Genomic DNA, 16,801 nt, shown 5'->3' on the forward strand with positions numbered 1-16,801 from the left:
AATTACGCAACAAAGCCACTCGACGTAGCAAGATCAGTCCGATTAGGTTCGGAATTGCCATTAGGCCGTTTACGATATCAGCCATCAGCCAGATCATGTCGAGCTTTAAGAATGCACCAGAAGCAACCAACGCAATGAAGATGATCTTGTAAGGTAGAACCGCTTTAGTACCCAGCAAGAAAACAACACAGCGCTCACCATAGTAGTTCCAGCCTAAAATCGTGGTAAATGCAAAGAAGATTAAGCCAACAGAAACCAGCATAGGGCCAAGCGTGTCTGCATTCAGACCAACAGCAAATGCATGAGTGGTCATCGCAGCACCAGAAAGGTCAGTCTGCCAAGCGCCCGTTAAGATAAGCGCTAAACCTGTCATCGTACAGATGATGATGGTATCGAAGAAGGTACCGGTCATAGAGACGAGCCCTTGCTTCACGCATGAGTCCGTTTTTGCTGCTGCTGCTGCCATTGGCGCACTACCTAGGCCTGATTCGTTCGAGAATACACCACGAGCGATACCTGACTGGATAGCAAGCATGATGCTCGCACCAAAGAAACCACCGGTTGCTGCCGTGTTGGTAAACGCAGAGGTCACAACAAGGGTAATGGCATTGAGCAGTTGGTCAGCATTGGAAACCAGCACGCTTAAACACGCGACGATGTACATGATTGCCATGGTAGGAACGACTTTTCCTGCGACCTTAGCGATAGATTGAATACCACCAAGGGTGACAACTGCCACCAATATCGTAAGAACGACAGCAGACATTTCACGAGAAGCACCAAATGAAATTTCAGTCGCGTCTAAGATAGCGTTAACTTGTGGGAAGGTACCAATACCGAAGCAGGCAACCCCCAAAGCGAACACAGCGAACATTACCGCTAACACTCTTGAGCCGACACCGTATTGCAAGTAATACATTGGGCCGCCAACCATTTCGCCATTGCTATCGGTTCTACGGTATTTAACAGCAAGTAGACATTCTGCGTATTTGGTTGCCATACCAAAGACAGCGGCAAGCCACATCCAGAATAGGGCACCAGGGCCACCAATCTTGATTGCGGTCGCTACACCTACGATATTACCTGTACCAATTGTTGCGGAAAGCGCTGTACACAAAGCGGCGAAGCTTGATACGTCACCCGTGCCGGATTTGTCTTTGGTGAACACCATTTTTAACGCAGTTGGAAGGTGTCTAAACTGGAGTAAGCCTAAACGAAAAGTGAAGTAAACACCGGTGCCAACTAATAGGATAAGTAGCGGTGGTCCCCAAACGAATTGGTTGATGGTTTGAAGTGTAGCTTGTAGGTGGTTCATAGTTTCCCCTTAATAAATTAAAAATTTAAGGAGAAGAGGGAAGGCAGTGCAGATCACAGGGATCGATAGCACTACTTAATACATACGGATTTCTAGATAGAATTCTTTTGTTAATTAAGGCTGTTGCTTTCCACTCCTCTGTCCTTTTGCGTGAGAGTTTCACTTAGCGAATCACTTATAGATAAGTAACGGGCACTAAGCTTGCTCCTTCGGCGACCGATCTAACGGTTCTCTCCAGAGGTTCCTCCAACGACAGTCCTCACTTTTCTGGATTTCCCCAGCATAAAGCGCCTGAAAGATTTACTTCTTCGGCGGGTTTATCTAACTAAATGTTAATATTTAGTTAAAAAACCACTCTCCTGCAGTCTTCATCGGAACAATTACCTAAATAATCAGGTAATCTGTAGGCGTATCCTAGATCATATAAAATGTGATGTCAGCTACAAAATATCTGTTTGCTCAAATGTTGTTCAACTAAATGATCAAACAACGAGTCTCTGACGTAACTTGCTTATTTAAATGGTATAAAATAGAGAAACAAGGAGGAGTTATGACTCGATTAATAGCGATTGTTTTTTTATTGGCTTTGGCATTTGTGCTGTTTCGTTACCGGACAAACGAAAAACTGCAAAAATGGGTAGTGATTGTTATCGTTAGCAGCTTCCTTTTGTATACTGCCAGCCTGATGATTTCGGAGTTAACTCGTTAAATCTGTCTGTGAGCAGATAGGATAAACGTGTTGGCAAAGCTCAAGTGCTTCTGACTTGAGCGATAGGTTTAACTGAACCTACATTATCAGTATCAGTATCAGTATCAGTATCAGTATTGGTATTAGTGCCAGTGACCGCGTAACGTTAAACATATTTTTGGGAGTACCCGCTAGTGAACCAGCAATCTGGACAAGGCGAACAAGATGAAGTGGTTGTTATTGAAGAACGCGATAAGCGCAGTCAGCTTTATATCGGCATTGCTGCGGTTATAGGTTTAGCTCTAGGTGGCTTAATCGGTTCGACATTGACGGCTTCGAAGTGGGAGTCCACTTATCAGGTACTCGAAACTCGTTATCAAGAATTGCGCGACAGCAAAACCGAATTGATGACATCAGTTGAAGCTAAAGTGGCAGAGGTCGATACCGAGATCGATGCAAAAGTAGAAGCCGCTTTAGTGAAACAGACAGAAGCGCATCAAAAAGAACTGAAAGATTTAGAAAAGCAGTCTGCCGTTTTAGAAAAAGCGAATTATTCATTAGAGCAACAGCTTAATGAGCAAAAACAAACACTAGAAGAGACTCAGCAAAATAATCAAAAGCTGAATCGTCAAGCTGACATGCAATCGACCCTTTTTGAACGTTCACGTGAAGTCTTCCGAAAAGAATTACAGATATCTCAAGAACTTGAGAAACTTGAAAAAGAAAGAGATGAGCTTGAACAGAGCCTTGGTGCATTGAAAAAGGCGTGTGATGTTTTCTTAGATGGCACATCGTGGGATGCGAAATCGGACGCTTGTGAGAAACAAGATAACGCGAACTCTCGACTGAGTGACATCAGACAAATGATTGAAGTTCACACTATGGATCTCAAGCAGATCAAAACACTAACCGAAGAAATGGGTTTATAGACCCAAACCTTTAACTCATTCGTCTTTAGCTATAGCTATTCAAACGCCCACATCATGAAAATGATGTGGGCGTTTTTCGTTCCAGATGGTTTATTTCTGCTGCTAATTGGTTTCGTAGCATGGCTCATAACCGTTTTCACACTATTGCCAAGCTATTCGTGATTAAAGCTGTAAAATAGTCCTAATATGTGATTAATTGAATATTTGGTGACTTTGCACGCATATTTATAGGGTTGAGAAACAGCATAATAGCGGTGTTCTAGGATGAACACGCGGTCTGTTGTCATTCTTTGATTAGACCATCTCAATGGACAGGGATTAAACCATGAATGAATATCTGTGTGAGAACTGCACCGTAGCCTATTGTTTTGACGATTGTAATTCGCCATTGGCGCAACGAGAAATGATTGAAGTAGAAGAAGCGGTGGATCGTAAAAAAGTAAACCAAGAACCTGAGCGGCTTGAACAAGAAAAGCCAGATACAAAAATCCCTACGAGCTAAATCATCAGCCAATAGGGATTTTAGATATGTTGCAGTACTGTTCTCGCTTTCTCAAGCAAAGGGTATTACAAAAATTTTTAGAACAGTGTTATTAACGACAATCGATAAGCTATTTATCGTAAGTCTTGATTTCGCCTGATTTCACACGAGCAACAAATGATTGCAGTTCTTTCTTCACAACAGGCATTAAGAAGTACAGACCAAGAATGTTGAAGATAGACATCGCAAAGATAGCCGCATCAGAGAAGTCGATTACCGCGCCAAACTGAATCGTCGCACCAATAACCACAAACACACAGAACATCACTTTGAAAATCAGTTCCGTTGTTTTGCCTTCACCAAATAGGTAAGTCCAAGCCTTAAGACCGTAGTACGACCAAGAAATCATTGTCGAAAACGCAAACATGATTACTGCAAGAGCGAGTGTGTATTTAAACACTTCTGCAGTTTCAGTAAACGATGCAGCAGTCAGTGTCACACCTGTTAAACCTGTTCCATCGAATGGACCTACGTTTAAGCCAGCGATAGTGATAACCAATGCTGTCATTGTACAAATGATTACCGTATCAACGAATGGTTCTAATAATGATACAAGACCTTCGGTGATTGGTTCTTTTGTTTTTACGGCTGAGTGAGCGATTGCTGCTGAACCTACACCGGCTTCGTTTGAGAACGTAGCACGTTTCAGACCTTGGATTAACGCACCAATAAATCCGCCAACCACACCTTCACCAGTAAATGCACCTGTAAAGATTGCACTGAACGCGGGACCCACTTGATCAAGGTTAGAACCGATAACAATGAGAGCCATACCGATATACAGAGCAGCCATCCAAGGAACAACTTTTTCTGTTACCGATGCAATAGAAGGCATACCGCCAACAATAACGGAAAACACTAAGGTAGCAAGTACAAGTCCTGTGATAACACCGTATTCACTTGGGACATCAAATGCGTAAGTGAGCATGGCATGTGCTTGGTTCGCTTGGAACATGTTACCGCCGCCCAATGCACCTAAAATACACATTAATGCAAAACCAATAGCAAGGACTTTACCTAGTCCGCCTAAACCTCTTTCACCCAAGCCTTGGCTCAAGTAGTACATTGGACCACCCGAAACGACACCTGAAGGTAAAATGGTTCGGTATTTCACACCTAAGGTACACTCACAGAACTTAGAAGCCATACCAAGAAGGCCACACAAGATCATCCAGAATGTCGCGCCAGGGCCACCAATCGCGAGTGCAGCACCTACACCTGCAATATTACCAAGTCCGACAGTTCCTGAAAGCGCTGTTGTTAACGCTTGAAAGTGAGAAACTTCGCCATCTTCTTTGGAGTTAGGGTCGGTATACTTACCTTTGATAATGTCTATCGCCATACCAACACGTTTAAATTGAACAAAGCCAAAATAAACAGTGAAGATAATTGCAGCGAGCAAGAGCCAACCAACAATGATTGGGAAGTTTGCTTCACCAAGCGGAACACTTTTAAATATTAATCCAACGAACCACCCTGTGTAGTCATTGAAAAAACCATCAACACTTTTACTTAAGTTACTGATACCTTGGCTAAATGATCCTTCTTCTGCAAATGCACTGGAACTAAACAATAATATAAACCCAAAAAATAATTCACGTATGTTTTTCATGGTTTTCCCTGTCTTTTTATTAAATTATGTTTGCTACTGTTGTGTTTGTTTTCTATTTGATTTTTATATTTTAGTGATTTATCTACTTCATTTGACGGCAACACAAACGGCTGTATCTAAGTCTAAAAACGAAATAAAGATAAGTACTGATCTTGTTTTATATGGATATCCTTTTGGTATGTGGACCAATAAGACTATGGCATTCGGTTAGCTAAGTCCTACTGATAATCCTATACATAAAAATAATACCAACAAAGAAATTTTTACAATAAATTTACATTTGTTCGGGTTTTGTCATTGTTTTGGAATAAGTCGGCGGATTTTTTCTTGTAAATGGCATATGCAGTCGCAGCTATAGCAACTGGTGCATTTCGTTATGTAGGCGTTTTTATCCTTGCTTAAAACGCTTTTTATTAAACCTTGAATCGTGATTTTGTAATCAAAGCGATCTAAGTTGGAGAGCGATGGAAGAAGAGGCCTGAGAGTGATAGATAATAGGAAAGTAGGCGATTTTGAATATCTAATATGTTCTTGGCGGTTTTAAACATTCGATACTGAGGATGTAATCGGAACTGAGGGCATTAAAAAAGCCCTTTATCAGAGCTTTTTAATGGTTTTTGATCAGCGGGAAGTCTTGTGCTTGCTACTAGAACCTAGCGTCTAAACAGCTCGATGACTGGAACCGGCACTATTACCAGCAGTACCTTTACTCGATTTGTGGTAGAGCTTGAGTGCCAGCAACGAACCCCATAGCAGAACTTGTCCCCATAATAGGGTCCATTGAGGGGCGACTTCTTGCCAAGATGCACCCATTTGATTAAGTGCCAAGAAACCTTGGATAGCTGGAGTACTTGGGAAGAGCTGCGACAACAAGACTAACCATTGAGGCATCATTTCAACGGGCCAGATAAACCCAGACGAGAAGATCAGTGGCATTGAACTGATTAACACCACCACAGTGACCAGTTCTCTTCTTGGTACTAACTCACCAATAAATATCCCGATCAAACAACTGGCTAATAAGAAGGGCAGTAATAAGGTCAAAATTTGTGTTGTTGAGGCGAGCAGGTTAATTCCATACATCGAAAAGCTTGCGCCGAAATAGTACATGGACAACAAGTAATAAATGCCCACTAAAGTACAGCAGCGAGCAAGCATCAGTTTCGCGGGAGATGTTTTGCTCCAATAGCCAAACGTTGATTGAGCGTTTTGTGTTGCGCCAACCAAACCAGAAGCCATGGCTAAGGTTTGTTGTAGGATCAACACAAATACCGCGGGAACCACGTAATCGATGTATCCCATGCGACTATTGAAGGTTGGCTTTAGGTTTAAGCTAAACGCGCTGTAGCCTTTGGCTGCTGATTCTAATGGCAGACCTTCGACCAACAAGTGACTGACCTTAACTTGTGCGGCTAACGTGCCTCCAGCCTTAGCAAGCCCTTCAACAATGGTTCCGTACACTAAGAAGTAAGAGGCATCGCCTGCATAAGAGAGCGTTGGGCTTTTACCAAGAAGTAAGTCTTTATAGAAATTTTCAGGGATGACGATAAACCCGCCAATCTCTTGGTCAAGAACGGCTTGTTTGGCATCTTCAATAGCAGAATCTCGACGCACTAAGTCGATTTGAGACGTGGCATCGACCATTCGTTCCAACTGGTAGCTGCTTTGACTTTTGTCCAAGTTCACAACCGAAGCTTTCAATTGTTCAGGTACTTGGTTTGCGTAAGGCAACGGATACAAGAATGAATAGAAGACCACACCGCCGAACACGGTGAGCAATACAACGGGATTACGCAGAACAGCTAAGAGTTCTTGCTTGAGCAGTTGAGTAAAGCTCATTGTTTTACTCCTTGTTGTTCTGATGCTTCTGGCTGTGTTGACGGCGTTGTTTTTGCAGATAAAGCGGCTTTTGCTGAAATAGCTGCTTTTGCAGATAGTTCAGCTTGCGCCAAGTGTTTCTTAATTAACATAACCACCACGAACGCAGGAACTGCGTACCACAACATGGAGGTGAGGCTGATTAGAGAGTGTGCCGCGCTCACGCCATAACTGGACTGCGCTGTTTGTACTTCGATGTAGTGGCTCACTGGCAGTAAGCTTCTCCAAACTTGAGCAGCCGTGTTCATGTCGGTTACTGGGAAGGTAATTCCCATGAATGCGAAACTTGGTGCGGTGAAAGCGCCCGCGAAACTCATAGCCCTAGCTGGATCAAGCGTTAAGAAGAAAAATAAACAACCCATGATGATGCAACTGATGACAGTAAGCAGCTGGGCGATCGTCAGTGCCATAAAGCTACCGTTGAATGGCCAATCTAATAGGCCATAGAACCAGAAGCTAAAGGCAACACCAAACGCCAAAAACAAAGCCACATAAGGCGTTAATGTTGATGCCAGTGATTTGATAGGAGAGTTCGATAGCCATGCTTTCAAACCGCGAGCTCGTACGTTCGCGGTTAAAACCAATATCGTGCCGACCACTATCATGATCTGCCATAACGCAGGAATAACGGCTGATACCAAGAACTGCGCATAACTGGTGTTCTTATTAAACAATGGCGTGATCTGGCTTTGCACCGTGACCGCTTGCCCCAATGCCGATTGCACCGTGGTATCACCGTGTGAAAGCTGTTTCACCACTTCGAGTTGCGCGTTAAACGTGCCTTGAGCCTGCAACAGAGCCGAATTCACTAGTTTGCCGATCAAGATAAATTGGCTGTTGTAGAACACGGAAACTTGAGGGTTTAACCCTAAGTAAATATCTCGGTCAAAGTGTCTAGGTATGACGACATAGCCATAGATATCGCGTTCAATCATCGCCTTAGCTGCTTCGCTCGCCGAACTGTATTTCTGACTGACTTGCAGCGTCGGTGAGGCATCAACTAAGCGCGTGAACTGTTGCGAAATTTGGCTATGTTCAAGGTCAACTACCGCAACAGGTAAATCACGGGCGATGCCTTGTGAAAAAATCAGCCAAATACTGGCAGCAAGAAGCAAGGGTATCCAAGTTAGGCACGACAACAACCACTTGTCTTTGCGGACAATTGCCCACTGCCTAAGCAAGGTACTCTTCACTCTATGATGCTCAGGTGATTGCGAACCTTTAGATTGCAAGCCTCTAGATTGCGAGCCTCTAGGTTGAAAGTTAGCAGACATAAGTCACCTAAAGCTCAACCACAAGGCTCATACCCATTCTCAGCGTTTCGCTGGTATCGACAGGGCGAGCTTCTACTTCAAAGGTACGTAGGTCAAAGCCTTGCGCAGCATCAGTTGAACGCCAAGTCGCAAAATCACCCATGACGGCAATATGAGTGACTTTAAAGGTCAGTGATTTGTCTAGAGCTGGGAGGTAGGCTTCAAATTGTGTGCCTTTCTCGAAATGCTTCAACATATCTTCGCGAACGTTGAGCACAGCCCATGCGTCTTGAGTATCGATAACAGTGACAACAGGGAAGCCTTGTGGGGCTAACTCACCGCTGCTTAGTAGCACTTGAGCCACTTCACCGCTAAACCAGCTGTGGATCTGAGTGTCCTTTGCGTACGCTTCTACTTCTGCCACGGCACCGGCTGCCATCAATGCTTTTTGAGCCGCTGCGACTTTGGTTTCGTCACGCGCGCCTTCTTGTGCCAATTGGTACATTTGGAAAGCGGCACTTTCTGTGTATTTCGCTGCTTGCCATTGTGTTTTGGCTTCGTCACGTTTTTGCTCGGCAACCACACCATCATTGTAAAGGTTATTCACACGTTGGTAGGTTTTGTTCATGAGGTCAGCGGCCGCTTTGGCTTTCAACCATTGGTCTTTAGCGGCTTGGATCTGTTGACTACGCGCGCCATTCTCGGCTTCTTTAGCCAATGCACCTGCGGCTTTCTGTCCTGCTTTTGCTTGTTCTAGCTTCGCATCAATTTCAGGGCTAAGAAGAGAGAAGATCAATTCGCCTTTCTCTACAGAATCGCCTTTACGTACAAAGACTTGGTCTATTCGGCCGGGTACTTTAGAAGAGATGCTGTATTGCTGGGCATCGATCTGGCCTTGAAGCTTAACCGGCTGAGGTTGATACGCTTGGTAAAAACTGTATCCGACCCAGCCAATAATGCCGATACCAACTAAAGATAGAAGAAGGGGCTTAATAGGTTTCATGAATTATCCTTTTGACTGGCTAGCGGTGTCTGTTTTTGAATCGAAACCAGACGGAACAGAAGAAGTTAAGTAACTCGAATAAGCGTTCATTTCGCTGGTTAGCGCCAAAAGCTTGTTGAGAGAGATTAGGTATTTGAATCGCGCAGCAGATTGCTGAGTTTTGATGCTCGCAAGATAAAGCTCTGCATCAACCACTTCTAACGAGTTAGAAAGCCCTTGAGTGAACGCCTTTTTACGAAGCGACAGATTCTCTTCAGCCAAAGAAAGGCTTGAATTGAGGCCTTGAACCTCTTCAATCGCTTGGTTTGCTTCAAGATAAGTCTTTTGAACCAACACGGTTAAGTCTTGCTTAGCTTGAGATTTAAGGAATTGAACCTGTGATACCGCGCTGTGAGCCGCTGCGACTTTGTCTGAGCGACCAGAAGTATCGATAAGTGGCACGTTAACACCAATGCCAACCAACCAATCGGGTTTCATTTCACTGGCGAGCGAGTCATCTTCGTAAAGACTGTAATCACCGTAAAGGTAAACCTCTGGGTAGTACTTACCTTTTTCTGCCTTGATTAAGCTGCTTGCTTGTTTCTCTTTAGCATCAAGGATCTTAAGGCCAGGGTAGGTCATGAGTGTTTGATCAATGAACACATCCATATGAGGGAGGTTCTTATTGATAAACAATTGTTCTGAAGGTTCAACACTTTGGCTTTGGCCGAGTATTTGAGTCAATGCTAACTGAGCAATCTTGAGGTCGTTCTGAGCTTTAGTTCGTTCAACAACGGCTTTATCTAAAGAAGCATCCGCTTGCAGGCGTTCTACTCGTGCTATTTGCCCTTGCTGCTCCAGCTTGATCGCGAAATCACGGTGCTGAGTTAACCCTGCTTCAACGGCTTGACGTGTTTTCACAACGTCTTCCGCTAAGATCACCGAGAAGTAGTATTTGCTTAGGTCTTCGTAGCGAGCTTGTCTTTCCATCAACAGCTGGCTCTGCGCTTCTTCGCTTTTACCTTCAGCTGCACTTTGTGCTGCGGTAATTCGACCGCCCGTAAATATCGGCCAAACCGCGCGAATGGAAGAACTGAAGATGTCTTGCTCGGTGATGGTTGAGGTGACACCACCAAGTATTGGCTGGAGAATACCTCCTATTGCACCCAAGTTAGGTACGCCACTTAAGCTGTTTGAAAACTGTTCACCATTAATGGTGACGTCACTATCAAGGTGAGTGTAGTTAGCACCTAAGGTCACAGAAGGAAGATTAAGGCTTCCGGTTGCGTTTTGAAGATGTTGATAACGCTCAACATTGGCTTGTTGAGCAGCAAGAGAGTTGTTGTTCTCTTGTAATATCTGCCACGCTTCAGGAAAGGTCAGCGGAGCAGCGTAACTAGGCGAACTGATAGTACCGATAAGAATACTGGCAATCGCAAGGCATCGGAATTTTGGTTTGGTCATCTGAACTCATTACCAGATTAGAGTATTAACTCTAATGTTAACAGGAGGATCATCGTTTGTCTTGAACAGATTCTCTCATAGGAACAGAAACTCTCATAACTCGTTAATTATATGTAATAAAATACGTGATGCAGGTATTAAAGATTAATGAGACGAAAAGAGCACGACAAGGCGTGCTCTTTACGTTCAGTATAGAAGTGTTTATTGCAAAGTGAAGGGTGCTATTTGAAGCTTGGGCAATGGTGATCGGCACGCCACACCAATTGTCTTGAACCTTGCATGGTTTGTAATAAATCTCTACCTGACATTTGCGGGAAAGCTAACAACACTTTTAGATCGAGCGGGGAAGTCTCGTTCTTCTCATAAGCCCTAACATGAGTAAAAGTAGATTGTAAGTTTCTGAACAACATAGCCTTAGTAAGGCAGATTCCAAAATTATCGCGTTTCATTGCCTGGTTTCCTTTTCAACAATGTTTATACGTTATGTTTTTTATCCTGTTTAAATTCGACAGTGCCACTCTTGGTATCAGTGGTTCGTATTCGGCGTTATTCCCTATTAACACTTGAGCATCTTCACCTAGCGTTAGATGAGAATGGGAGGAGAGCTTGCCCATCCGCACAACGTTTAAGTCTGGTGATTCAAAACTGCTCATACTGACAAGTGCATTATTGGAGTGATTGTTGCTGACCTGTTAACCGATTTGGCTCGGTTACAAAGCTGTCTTGAAAATGCGACTCATCACTCACCATCGACGAACTTCTTCATATGCAACCATTATAATTGTATTTATTTTAAACAACCTAAAAAACACCTAAAAGCTTAGTGATCTAGCTCAATATTTACTCGTTTATTTATCTTATTAAGCTAATCCGTTCTAAAAGTGAGCGATTGGCTGGGCTGCATAACGTAAAGCAATATCAATTAATAAGATGCTCAATTATTTAGTTGAGTAACAGTCACAAATCCGTATAAGCAAAAAGGCCATAAGATTAACTTGGTGTTAACATTGTCCGCTAAGCACTAGGGACGGTCTTATATGAAATGGAGTAATATCAGTTTCCGAAAAAGGTTACTGATTATCATGACGGTAACTGGCCTCGTTGAACTTCTGATTCTTTCAGCAGCAGGTTTTTATTACATCAAACAATCTCAAGAACAAGAGATGGGTTTGAAGGCTTTGGGCGTTGCAGAGTTTCTTTCTGAATCACCACGCGTTATCCAACTTATTCAAAAGAACAATGCTATATCCGATGGCGAACCTTACGTTCTTGCTACTCTGATTCAAAATAAATACCGAGGTCTAACTAAGCTCATTGGAGCGGCCTTTATTGTGGTTGGTGATGAAAAGGGCATTCGACTGATACACCCTTACGATGACAGGCTCGGGAAGCCTATGCGTGGTGGTGACAATCAGAAGGCTTTGGTGTTGGGTGAGTCTTATGTATCGACGGCTAAAGGATCACTCGGCTTTTCCGTCCGTGGTAAATCTGCCGTAAAAGACCAAAATGGCAAAGTGATTGGCGTGGTCTCGGTGGGTTATCTACTGGATTCTCTTCAAGACAGAATTGAACCTTATTTAGCCTTTTTGATCGTCATGGCATTGCTTGTGGTTGCGGTTAATGCGGTGATTTCAAGCTATGTGTCTCGTCGTTTTCAACGCGCTATTTTGGGCTTTGAGCCAGAAGAAATTGGCCGCTTATACGTAGAACTTGATGTGACCATGAGTACCGTGAAAGAGGGCATTTTAAGTATCGATAAGAACGGTATTTTGCGCTCAATAAACAAAAGCGCCTGCGATATTTTGTCTATAGACCGAGATAAAGCACTCAATCAGCAACGTCTATCAGATGTGTTGGTGGGCAGTGACTTAGAGCAGTTGTTATCGACTGGCGATACCGATCACGACGTTGAGCTGTACTTGAATAATAAGCGAATCATTGCTAACCGAAGCCCAATTATAGTGGCGGGTGAAGTGGTCGGCGCGGTGTCTAGTTTCCGATTACGAGATGAGATAAACGATTTAACCGATCAGCTTTCTCAAACTAAAGAGTATTCAGACTTACTTCGTTCGCAAACGCATGAACATCAAAACAAGCTCAATACGATCAGTGGCTTGATTCAAATGGGTGAGTTGGACTCTGTTCAACAACTGATTGGTCAAGAAACCGCTCATTACCAGAGCTTAATTGAGTTCTTGAGAGAGACGGTGAAAGATCCACTGATCGCGGGCATGCTTTTAGGCAAAACAGAACGAGCACGAGAGATTGGTTTAGAGCTTAAAGTTGAAGAGGGCTCAAGGCTTGAGGCATTACCCGTTTGGTTAAACGCAGAGGATGTCGTGACGATCCTTGGCAATCTCATTGATAACGCTTTTGATGCCACCATGATGGCGATTAAACAAGAAGGGCAAATTGCACCAGCGCGCCGCGTAATCGATGTGTCGATCAGTGATTTCGGCAATGAAATCATTGTGGAAGTAGAAGACAAAGGCTGTGGTCTGCCAAAACACTTGGCAACCAATGCACTTACCGAAAAAGGCGTATCGAGCAAAGCGAAGCAAAACCGAGGTGTCGGTTTGTATCTTATTAAGCAGCTTGCTGACCGTTATCAAGGGCAGCTAGAAATGATTGATAACCCTGATTTTGGGTCACGCATGACGGTGTATTTGCCGAAAGAAGAACAATAATAATTGAGCACGGAGCGATCGAGTGAAGATCAACGTGACAGGAATACAATGGTTAAAGGAAGAACATAAATGAACGCAATCACGAGAGTCATGGTCATTGAAGATGATATTGCGATTGCAGAGCTTCACCATCGTTATTTAGAACAGATGGGAGGCTTTGATGTGGTCGGGATTGCGACCACACAGTCTGAAGCGTTAATGCAGTTAGATATCTTAAAACCTGATTTAGTTTTATTAGATGTATATCTACCAGACGGATGCGGACTTGATATTTTGAACCACGTTCGCGGCAGTAATCAGGGCTGCGATGTGATCCTGATTACCGCAGCCCGAGATGTCGACACCCTTCAACAGGCGATGCGCGGTGGAGTCGTCGACTATCTACTCAAACCTGTGATGTTTCCTCGCTTGGAAGCGGCACTGAAAAAGTATCAGTCCCAGCAGCAAGAGTTTGAAAGCGTGTCTGATCTTAACCAAGGTTTGGTCGACAAGATGCTGCAAGCGAATGCTAAGGCCGACTCTCGAAAGGTCTCTACGTTACCGAAAGGGATCGATGGCGTAACGCTTGATAAAATTAGAGCCATTTTTCAACAAGCCGACATTGCTGATATTACTGCGGATGAGGCGGGTGAATGTATTGGAGCGAGCCGAACCACGGCCAGACGCTACCTAGAATTTTTGATTACTACCGGCGAGTTAGTGGCAGACTTAAACTATGGCACTGTAGGGCGACCGGAACGTTGTTACAACAAGCCGAGAAAGTAGTCGCGATCAACAAACGTGACTTCCACAAGACAGATAACAACAAACACAATCCCGTAGTATTTCAAATGTAAAACAAGTTGAATAAGAACGGTTTACTTTTTAAGACCAATCTACCATTCACTCCACAGACCAGATGGCATTCTTTCTTTACTACAATGTTTGAGAATGCCGATTTACTGCTATTTCTACCTTTGTGAACTTCGCTATCGACTAGAATTTGTTCGAAATGAGTCAATATTTAATCGATTGCTTTCACAGTGGTTGATGTAAATCAAATACTCATAGACAATACTGTCCCGAATAGAGGTGATAGCATTCACCCTCGTTTACCAAACGCATTCTCAAGTGTAATAGGCTCTCGCTATTGATGTAATAGCCAAGACCTATTATCTATTTTCGTATGTCGCTGATACCTTTGGCGAATACTAAAAACCTTGTTTTTATAGGAAAGATGATGGTAATACCTGAAAACAGCAGCATCGTTATTTTTGGTGCGTCGGGAGATCTAACTTACCGCAAGTTAATTCCTGCTTTGTACCACCTGTATGCTAGCAATCAACTTCCAGAATCCTTTGCGATTCTTGGAGTGAGCCGTACTGAGTACAGCGACGAGTCTTACCGTGAGAAGCTGAAGAAGTCTCTTCAGGAAATGGAAAAAACTGAGCCAGAGACGCTGAATGCATTTATTGAACATCTGCATTACCAAGCGATCAACACTTCAGATGTAGACGATTACGCTCGTCTAGCCCAACGTCTGGATAAGCTTGAGCAAGACTACCAATTCGAAAACCATAACACACTGTTCTACTTGGCAACCCCGCCAAGCCTTTACGGTGTGATCCCAGCAAACCTTGCTGCACATGGCCTAAACGATGAGAAGAACGGCTGGCGTCGTCTGATCATTGAGAAGCCATTTGGTTACGATCTAGCATCAGCTCAAGCTCTGGATGAAGAGATCCATCATCACTTCCAAGAACACCAGATCTACCGTATCGACCATTACCTTGGTAAAGAAACGGTACAAAACCTTCTAGTGCTTCGTTTCTCAAACGCGATGTTTGAACCATTGTGGAACCGTAACTTTATTGAATACGTTGAAATCACAGGTGCTGAGTTCCTTGGCGTAGAAGAGCGTGGCGGATACTACGACGGTTCTGGCGCAGTTCGTGACATGTTCCAAAACCACCTGCTACAAGTGTTAGCAATGGTTGGTATGGAGCCACCTGCACAAATCAATGCGGATTCAATTCGTGACGAAGTGGTTAAAGTACTTCAGTGTCTGAAACCACTGGAAGAAGACGACCTGCGTAAAGATTTGGTTCTAGGCCAATACACGGCATCAGACGTTCGTGGTCAGCATTTGCCTGGTTACCGTGAAGAGCCGGGTGTAGCAGATGACTCTCGTACTGAAACGTACATTGGTCTTAAAGCACACATCAACAACTGGCGTTGGAATGGAGTTCCTTTCTACGTGCGTACGGGTAAACGCTTACCAACGCGCGTAACGGAAATCGTGATTCACTTTAAGAACACACCTCACCCAGTATTTGGTCAAGATGCACCAGAGAACAAACTGATTATCCGTATCCAACCGGATGAAGGTATTCAGATGAGCTTTGGTTTGAAAGAGCCAGGTGCAGGTTTCAAAGCAAAAGAAGTGAAAATGAACTTCTCTTACTCTGACTTGCCTGAAACTCAAATGCTAACGGCTTATGAGCGTCTTCTTCTTGATGCACTGAACGGTGATGCGACTCTGTTTGCACGTACCGATGCAGTAGAAGCATGTTGGAAGTACGTTCAACCAATCTTAGACTTTAAACAAGATCCTCAAGCACTGTTTGGCTATGCTTGTGGTACTTGGGGCCCGCAAGAAGCAGATGAGCTTCTGCAACGTGATGGCCGCGCATGGCGTTTCCCATGTAAAAACCTAACAGACACGGATTACTGCGAACTATGATCAACCACAAGATCTTTGCAACGCCTGAATTGGTCGTTGAAAACCTAGCAAACGAAATGAAAGCATACAGCGAGCAGGGCAAACCTGTTCACATTTCATTGTCGGGTGGCAGCACGCCAAAAATGCTTTTCAAGCTTTTAGCTCAAGCTCCATACGCAGAAGGCATTCAATGGAATAACCTTCATTTCTGGTGGGGCGACGAACGTTGCGTGGCACCAGACGACGCGGAAAGCAACTTCGGTGAAGCGAATACACTGCTGTTTACAAACGTAAACCTTCCTGCAGAGAACATCCACCGCATCCGTGGTGAAGATGAGCCTAAAGCAGAAGCAGAACGTTTCGCGAAAGAAATGGCAGATGTGATTCCAACAGAAAACGGCACGCCAGTTTTTGATTGGATTCTGCTAGGTGTTGGCGCAGACGGCCACACAGCTTCACTATTCCCGGGTGCAACTGACTACCAAGATGAGAACCTATCTGTATTAGCTTCTCACCCAGAGTCGGGTCAAATCCGTGTTTCTAAAACGGCGAAAGTTTTAGAAGCAGCAAAACGAATCAGCTACCTAGTACTGGGTGCAGGTAAAGTTGAGATCGTTAAAGAAATTCATACAACTCCTGCTTCAGAACTGCCTTACCCGGCAGCAAAAATCCAGTCTAAAACTGGCGAAACAGAGCGGTTCCTAGATTCAAATGCAGCAAGTGCTATCGCATAAGTGCGAATAGCCGCAAG

General features: G+C 43.9%; 14 protein-coding genes and 1 riboswitch. Of the genes, 7 read left to right on the forward strand and 7 right to left on the reverse strand.

Features of this window, described 5'->3' with window-relative positions; all coding sequences use genetic code 11:
• On the reverse strand, positions 1 to 1,315 hold a 1,315-nt coding region (locus BCT49_RS10210; protein ID WP_102435120.1), incomplete at its 3' end, for an alanine/glycine:cation symporter family protein.
• A gap of 128 nt (positions 1,316 to 1,443) precedes the next feature.
• Positions 1,444 to 1,563, reverse strand: a riboswitch (glycine riboswitch).
• Between the two features lie 302 nt (positions 1,564 to 1,865).
• Between BCT49_RS10210 and BCT49_RS25820 the strand changes: the two genes are divergently transcribed.
• The 3 genes from BCT49_RS25820 (at position 1,866) to BCT49_RS25825 (ending at position 3,434) form a co-directional block, all read left to right on the forward strand.
• Positions 1,866 to 2,024: a hypothetical protein gene (locus BCT49_RS25820; RefSeq protein WP_004733573.1), complete on the forward strand. Its 159-nt coding sequence runs from the start codon at positions 1,866 to 1,868 to the stop codon at positions 2,022 to 2,024.
• A 173-nt stretch (positions 2,025 to 2,197) separates the two neighbouring features.
• Positions 2,198 to 2,932 carry a chromosome partitioning protein ParA gene (locus BCT49_RS10215; protein ID WP_102435121.1) on the forward strand — a complete coding sequence of 245 codons (735 nt, stop codon included), beginning with the start codon at positions 2,198 to 2,200 and terminating at the stop codon, positions 2,930 to 2,932.
• Between the two features lie 325 nt (positions 2,933 to 3,257).
• Positions 3,258 to 3,434 (forward strand): hypothetical protein, encoded by a 177-nt coding sequence (locus BCT49_RS25825; RefSeq protein ID WP_198595841.1) that lies wholly within the window; start codon positions 3,258 to 3,260, stop codon positions 3,432 to 3,434.
• Between the two features lie 109 nt (positions 3,435 to 3,543).
• On the opposite strand, the gene BCT49_RS10220 is transcribed toward BCT49_RS25825, so the two are convergent.
• The 6 genes from BCT49_RS10220 to BCT49_RS10245 form a co-directional block, all read right to left on the reverse strand.
• Positions 3,544 to 5,085, reverse strand: coding sequence for an alanine/glycine:cation symporter family protein (locus BCT49_RS10220; protein WP_102435122.1), 1,542 nt, complete (start codon positions 5,083 to 5,085; stop codon positions 3,544 to 3,546).
• Positions 5,086 to 5,745: 660 nt separating this feature from the next.
• Positions 5,746 to 6,924 carry an ABC transporter permease gene (locus BCT49_RS10225; protein WP_102435123.1) on the reverse strand — a complete coding sequence of 393 codons (1,179 nt, stop codon included), beginning with the start codon at positions 6,922 to 6,924 and terminating at the stop codon, positions 5,746 to 5,748.
• Entirely contained in the window at positions 6,921 to 8,237 is a 1,317-nt protein-coding gene (locus tag BCT49_RS10230; RefSeq protein WP_102435124.1) for an ABC transporter permease, read from the reverse strand. Before BCT49_RS10230 ends, BCT49_RS10225 begins: the two co-directional genes overlap by 4 nt.
• Before the next feature lie 7 nt (positions 8,238 to 8,244).
• A complete protein-coding gene (locus BCT49_RS10235) occupies positions 8,245 to 9,219 on the reverse strand; it encodes an HlyD family secretion protein (protein WP_102435125.1) in 975 nt (324 codons plus the stop codon).
• A 3-nt stretch (positions 9,220 to 9,222) separates the two neighbouring features.
• Positions 9,223 to 10,662: a TolC family protein gene (locus BCT49_RS10240; protein ID WP_102435126.1), complete on the reverse strand. Its 1,440-nt coding sequence runs from the start codon at positions 10,660 to 10,662 to the stop codon at positions 9,223 to 9,225.
• 221 nt (positions 10,663 to 10,883) lie between these two features.
• Positions 10,884 to 11,111 (reverse strand): hypothetical protein, encoded by a 228-nt coding sequence (locus BCT49_RS10245; RefSeq protein WP_102435127.1) that lies wholly within the window; start codon positions 11,109 to 11,111, stop codon positions 10,884 to 10,886.
• A gap of 588 nt (positions 11,112 to 11,699) precedes the next feature.
• Between BCT49_RS10245 and BCT49_RS10250 the strand changes: the two genes are divergently transcribed.
• From BCT49_RS10250 to pgl, 4 genes are all read left to right on the forward strand, one after another.
• The gene (locus tag BCT49_RS10250; RefSeq protein ID WP_102435128.1) at positions 11,700 to 13,349 is read left to right on the forward strand and encodes an ATP-binding protein; all 1,650 of its coding nucleotides are present in this window, start codon (positions 11,700 to 11,702) and stop codon (positions 13,347 to 13,349) included.
• A 69-nt stretch (positions 13,350 to 13,418) separates the two neighbouring features.
• Positions 13,419 to 14,114: a response regulator gene (locus BCT49_RS10255; protein WP_102435129.1), complete on the forward strand. Its 696-nt coding sequence runs from the start codon at positions 13,419 to 13,421 to the stop codon at positions 14,112 to 14,114.
• Between the two features lie 454 nt (positions 14,115 to 14,568).
• The gene (gene zwf, locus BCT49_RS10260; protein ID WP_029226035.1) at positions 14,569 to 16,071 is read left to right on the forward strand and encodes a glucose-6-phosphate dehydrogenase; all 1,503 of its coding nucleotides are present in this window, start codon (positions 14,569 to 14,571) and stop codon (positions 16,069 to 16,071) included.
• The gene (gene pgl / locus BCT49_RS10265; RefSeq protein WP_102435130.1) at positions 16,068 to 16,784 is read left to right on the forward strand and encodes a 6-phosphogluconolactonase; all 717 of its coding nucleotides are present in this window, start codon (positions 16,068 to 16,070) and stop codon (positions 16,782 to 16,784) included. The genes zwf and pgl overlap by 4 nt, the downstream gene beginning before the upstream one ends.
• Positions 16,785 to 16,801: the final 17 nt, after the last annotated feature.

It is taken from the genome of Vibrio lentus (assembly GCF_002875945.1).
In the GTDB taxonomy this organism is placed as follows: domain Bacteria; phylum Pseudomonadota; class Gammaproteobacteria; order Enterobacterales; family Vibrionaceae; genus Vibrio; species Vibrio apostichopi.

Coding starts and splice junctions, on each gene's coding strand:
- BCT49_RS10250 (WP_102435128.1), top strand. CDS start 11,700: ATGAAATGGAGTAATATCAGTTTCCGAAAAAGGTTACTGATTATCATG.
- BCT49_RS10240 (WP_102435126.1), bottom strand. CDS start 10,662: ATGACCAAACCAAAATTCCGATGCCTTGCGATTGCCAGTATTCTTATC.
- BCT49_RS10225 (WP_102435123.1), bottom strand. CDS start 6,924: ATGAGCTTTACTCAACTGCTCAAGCAAGAACTCTTAGCTGTTCTGCGT.
- BCT49_RS10220 (WP_102435122.1), bottom strand. CDS start 5,085: ATGAAAAACATACGTGAATTATTTTTTGGGTTTATATTATTGTTTAGT.
- BCT49_RS10235 (WP_102435125.1), bottom strand. CDS start 9,219: ATGAAACCTATTAAGCCCCTTCTTCTATCTTTAGTTGGTATCGGCATT.
- zwf (WP_029226035.1), top strand. CDS start 14,569: ATGGTAATACCTGAAAACAGCAGCATCGTTATTTTTGGTGCGTCGGGA.
- BCT49_RS10230 (WP_102435124.1), bottom strand. CDS start 8,237: ATGTCTGCTAACTTTCAACCTAGAGGCTCGCAATCTAGAGGCTTGCAA.
- BCT49_RS25825 (WP_198595841.1), top strand. CDS start 3,258: ATGAATGAATATCTGTGTGAGAACTGCACCGTAGCCTATTGTTTTGAC.
- pgl (WP_102435130.1), top strand. CDS start 16,068: ATGATCAACCACAAGATCTTTGCAACGCCTGAATTGGTCGTTGAAAAC.
- BCT49_RS25820 (WP_004733573.1), top strand. CDS start 1,866: ATGACTCGATTAATAGCGATTGTTTTTTTATTGGCTTTGGCATTTGTG.
- BCT49_RS10245 (WP_102435127.1), bottom strand. CDS start 11,111: ATGAAACGCGATAATTTTGGAATCTGCCTTACTAAGGCTATGTTGTTC.
- BCT49_RS10255 (WP_102435129.1), top strand. CDS start 13,419: ATGAACGCAATCACGAGAGTCATGGTCATTGAAGATGATATTGCGATT.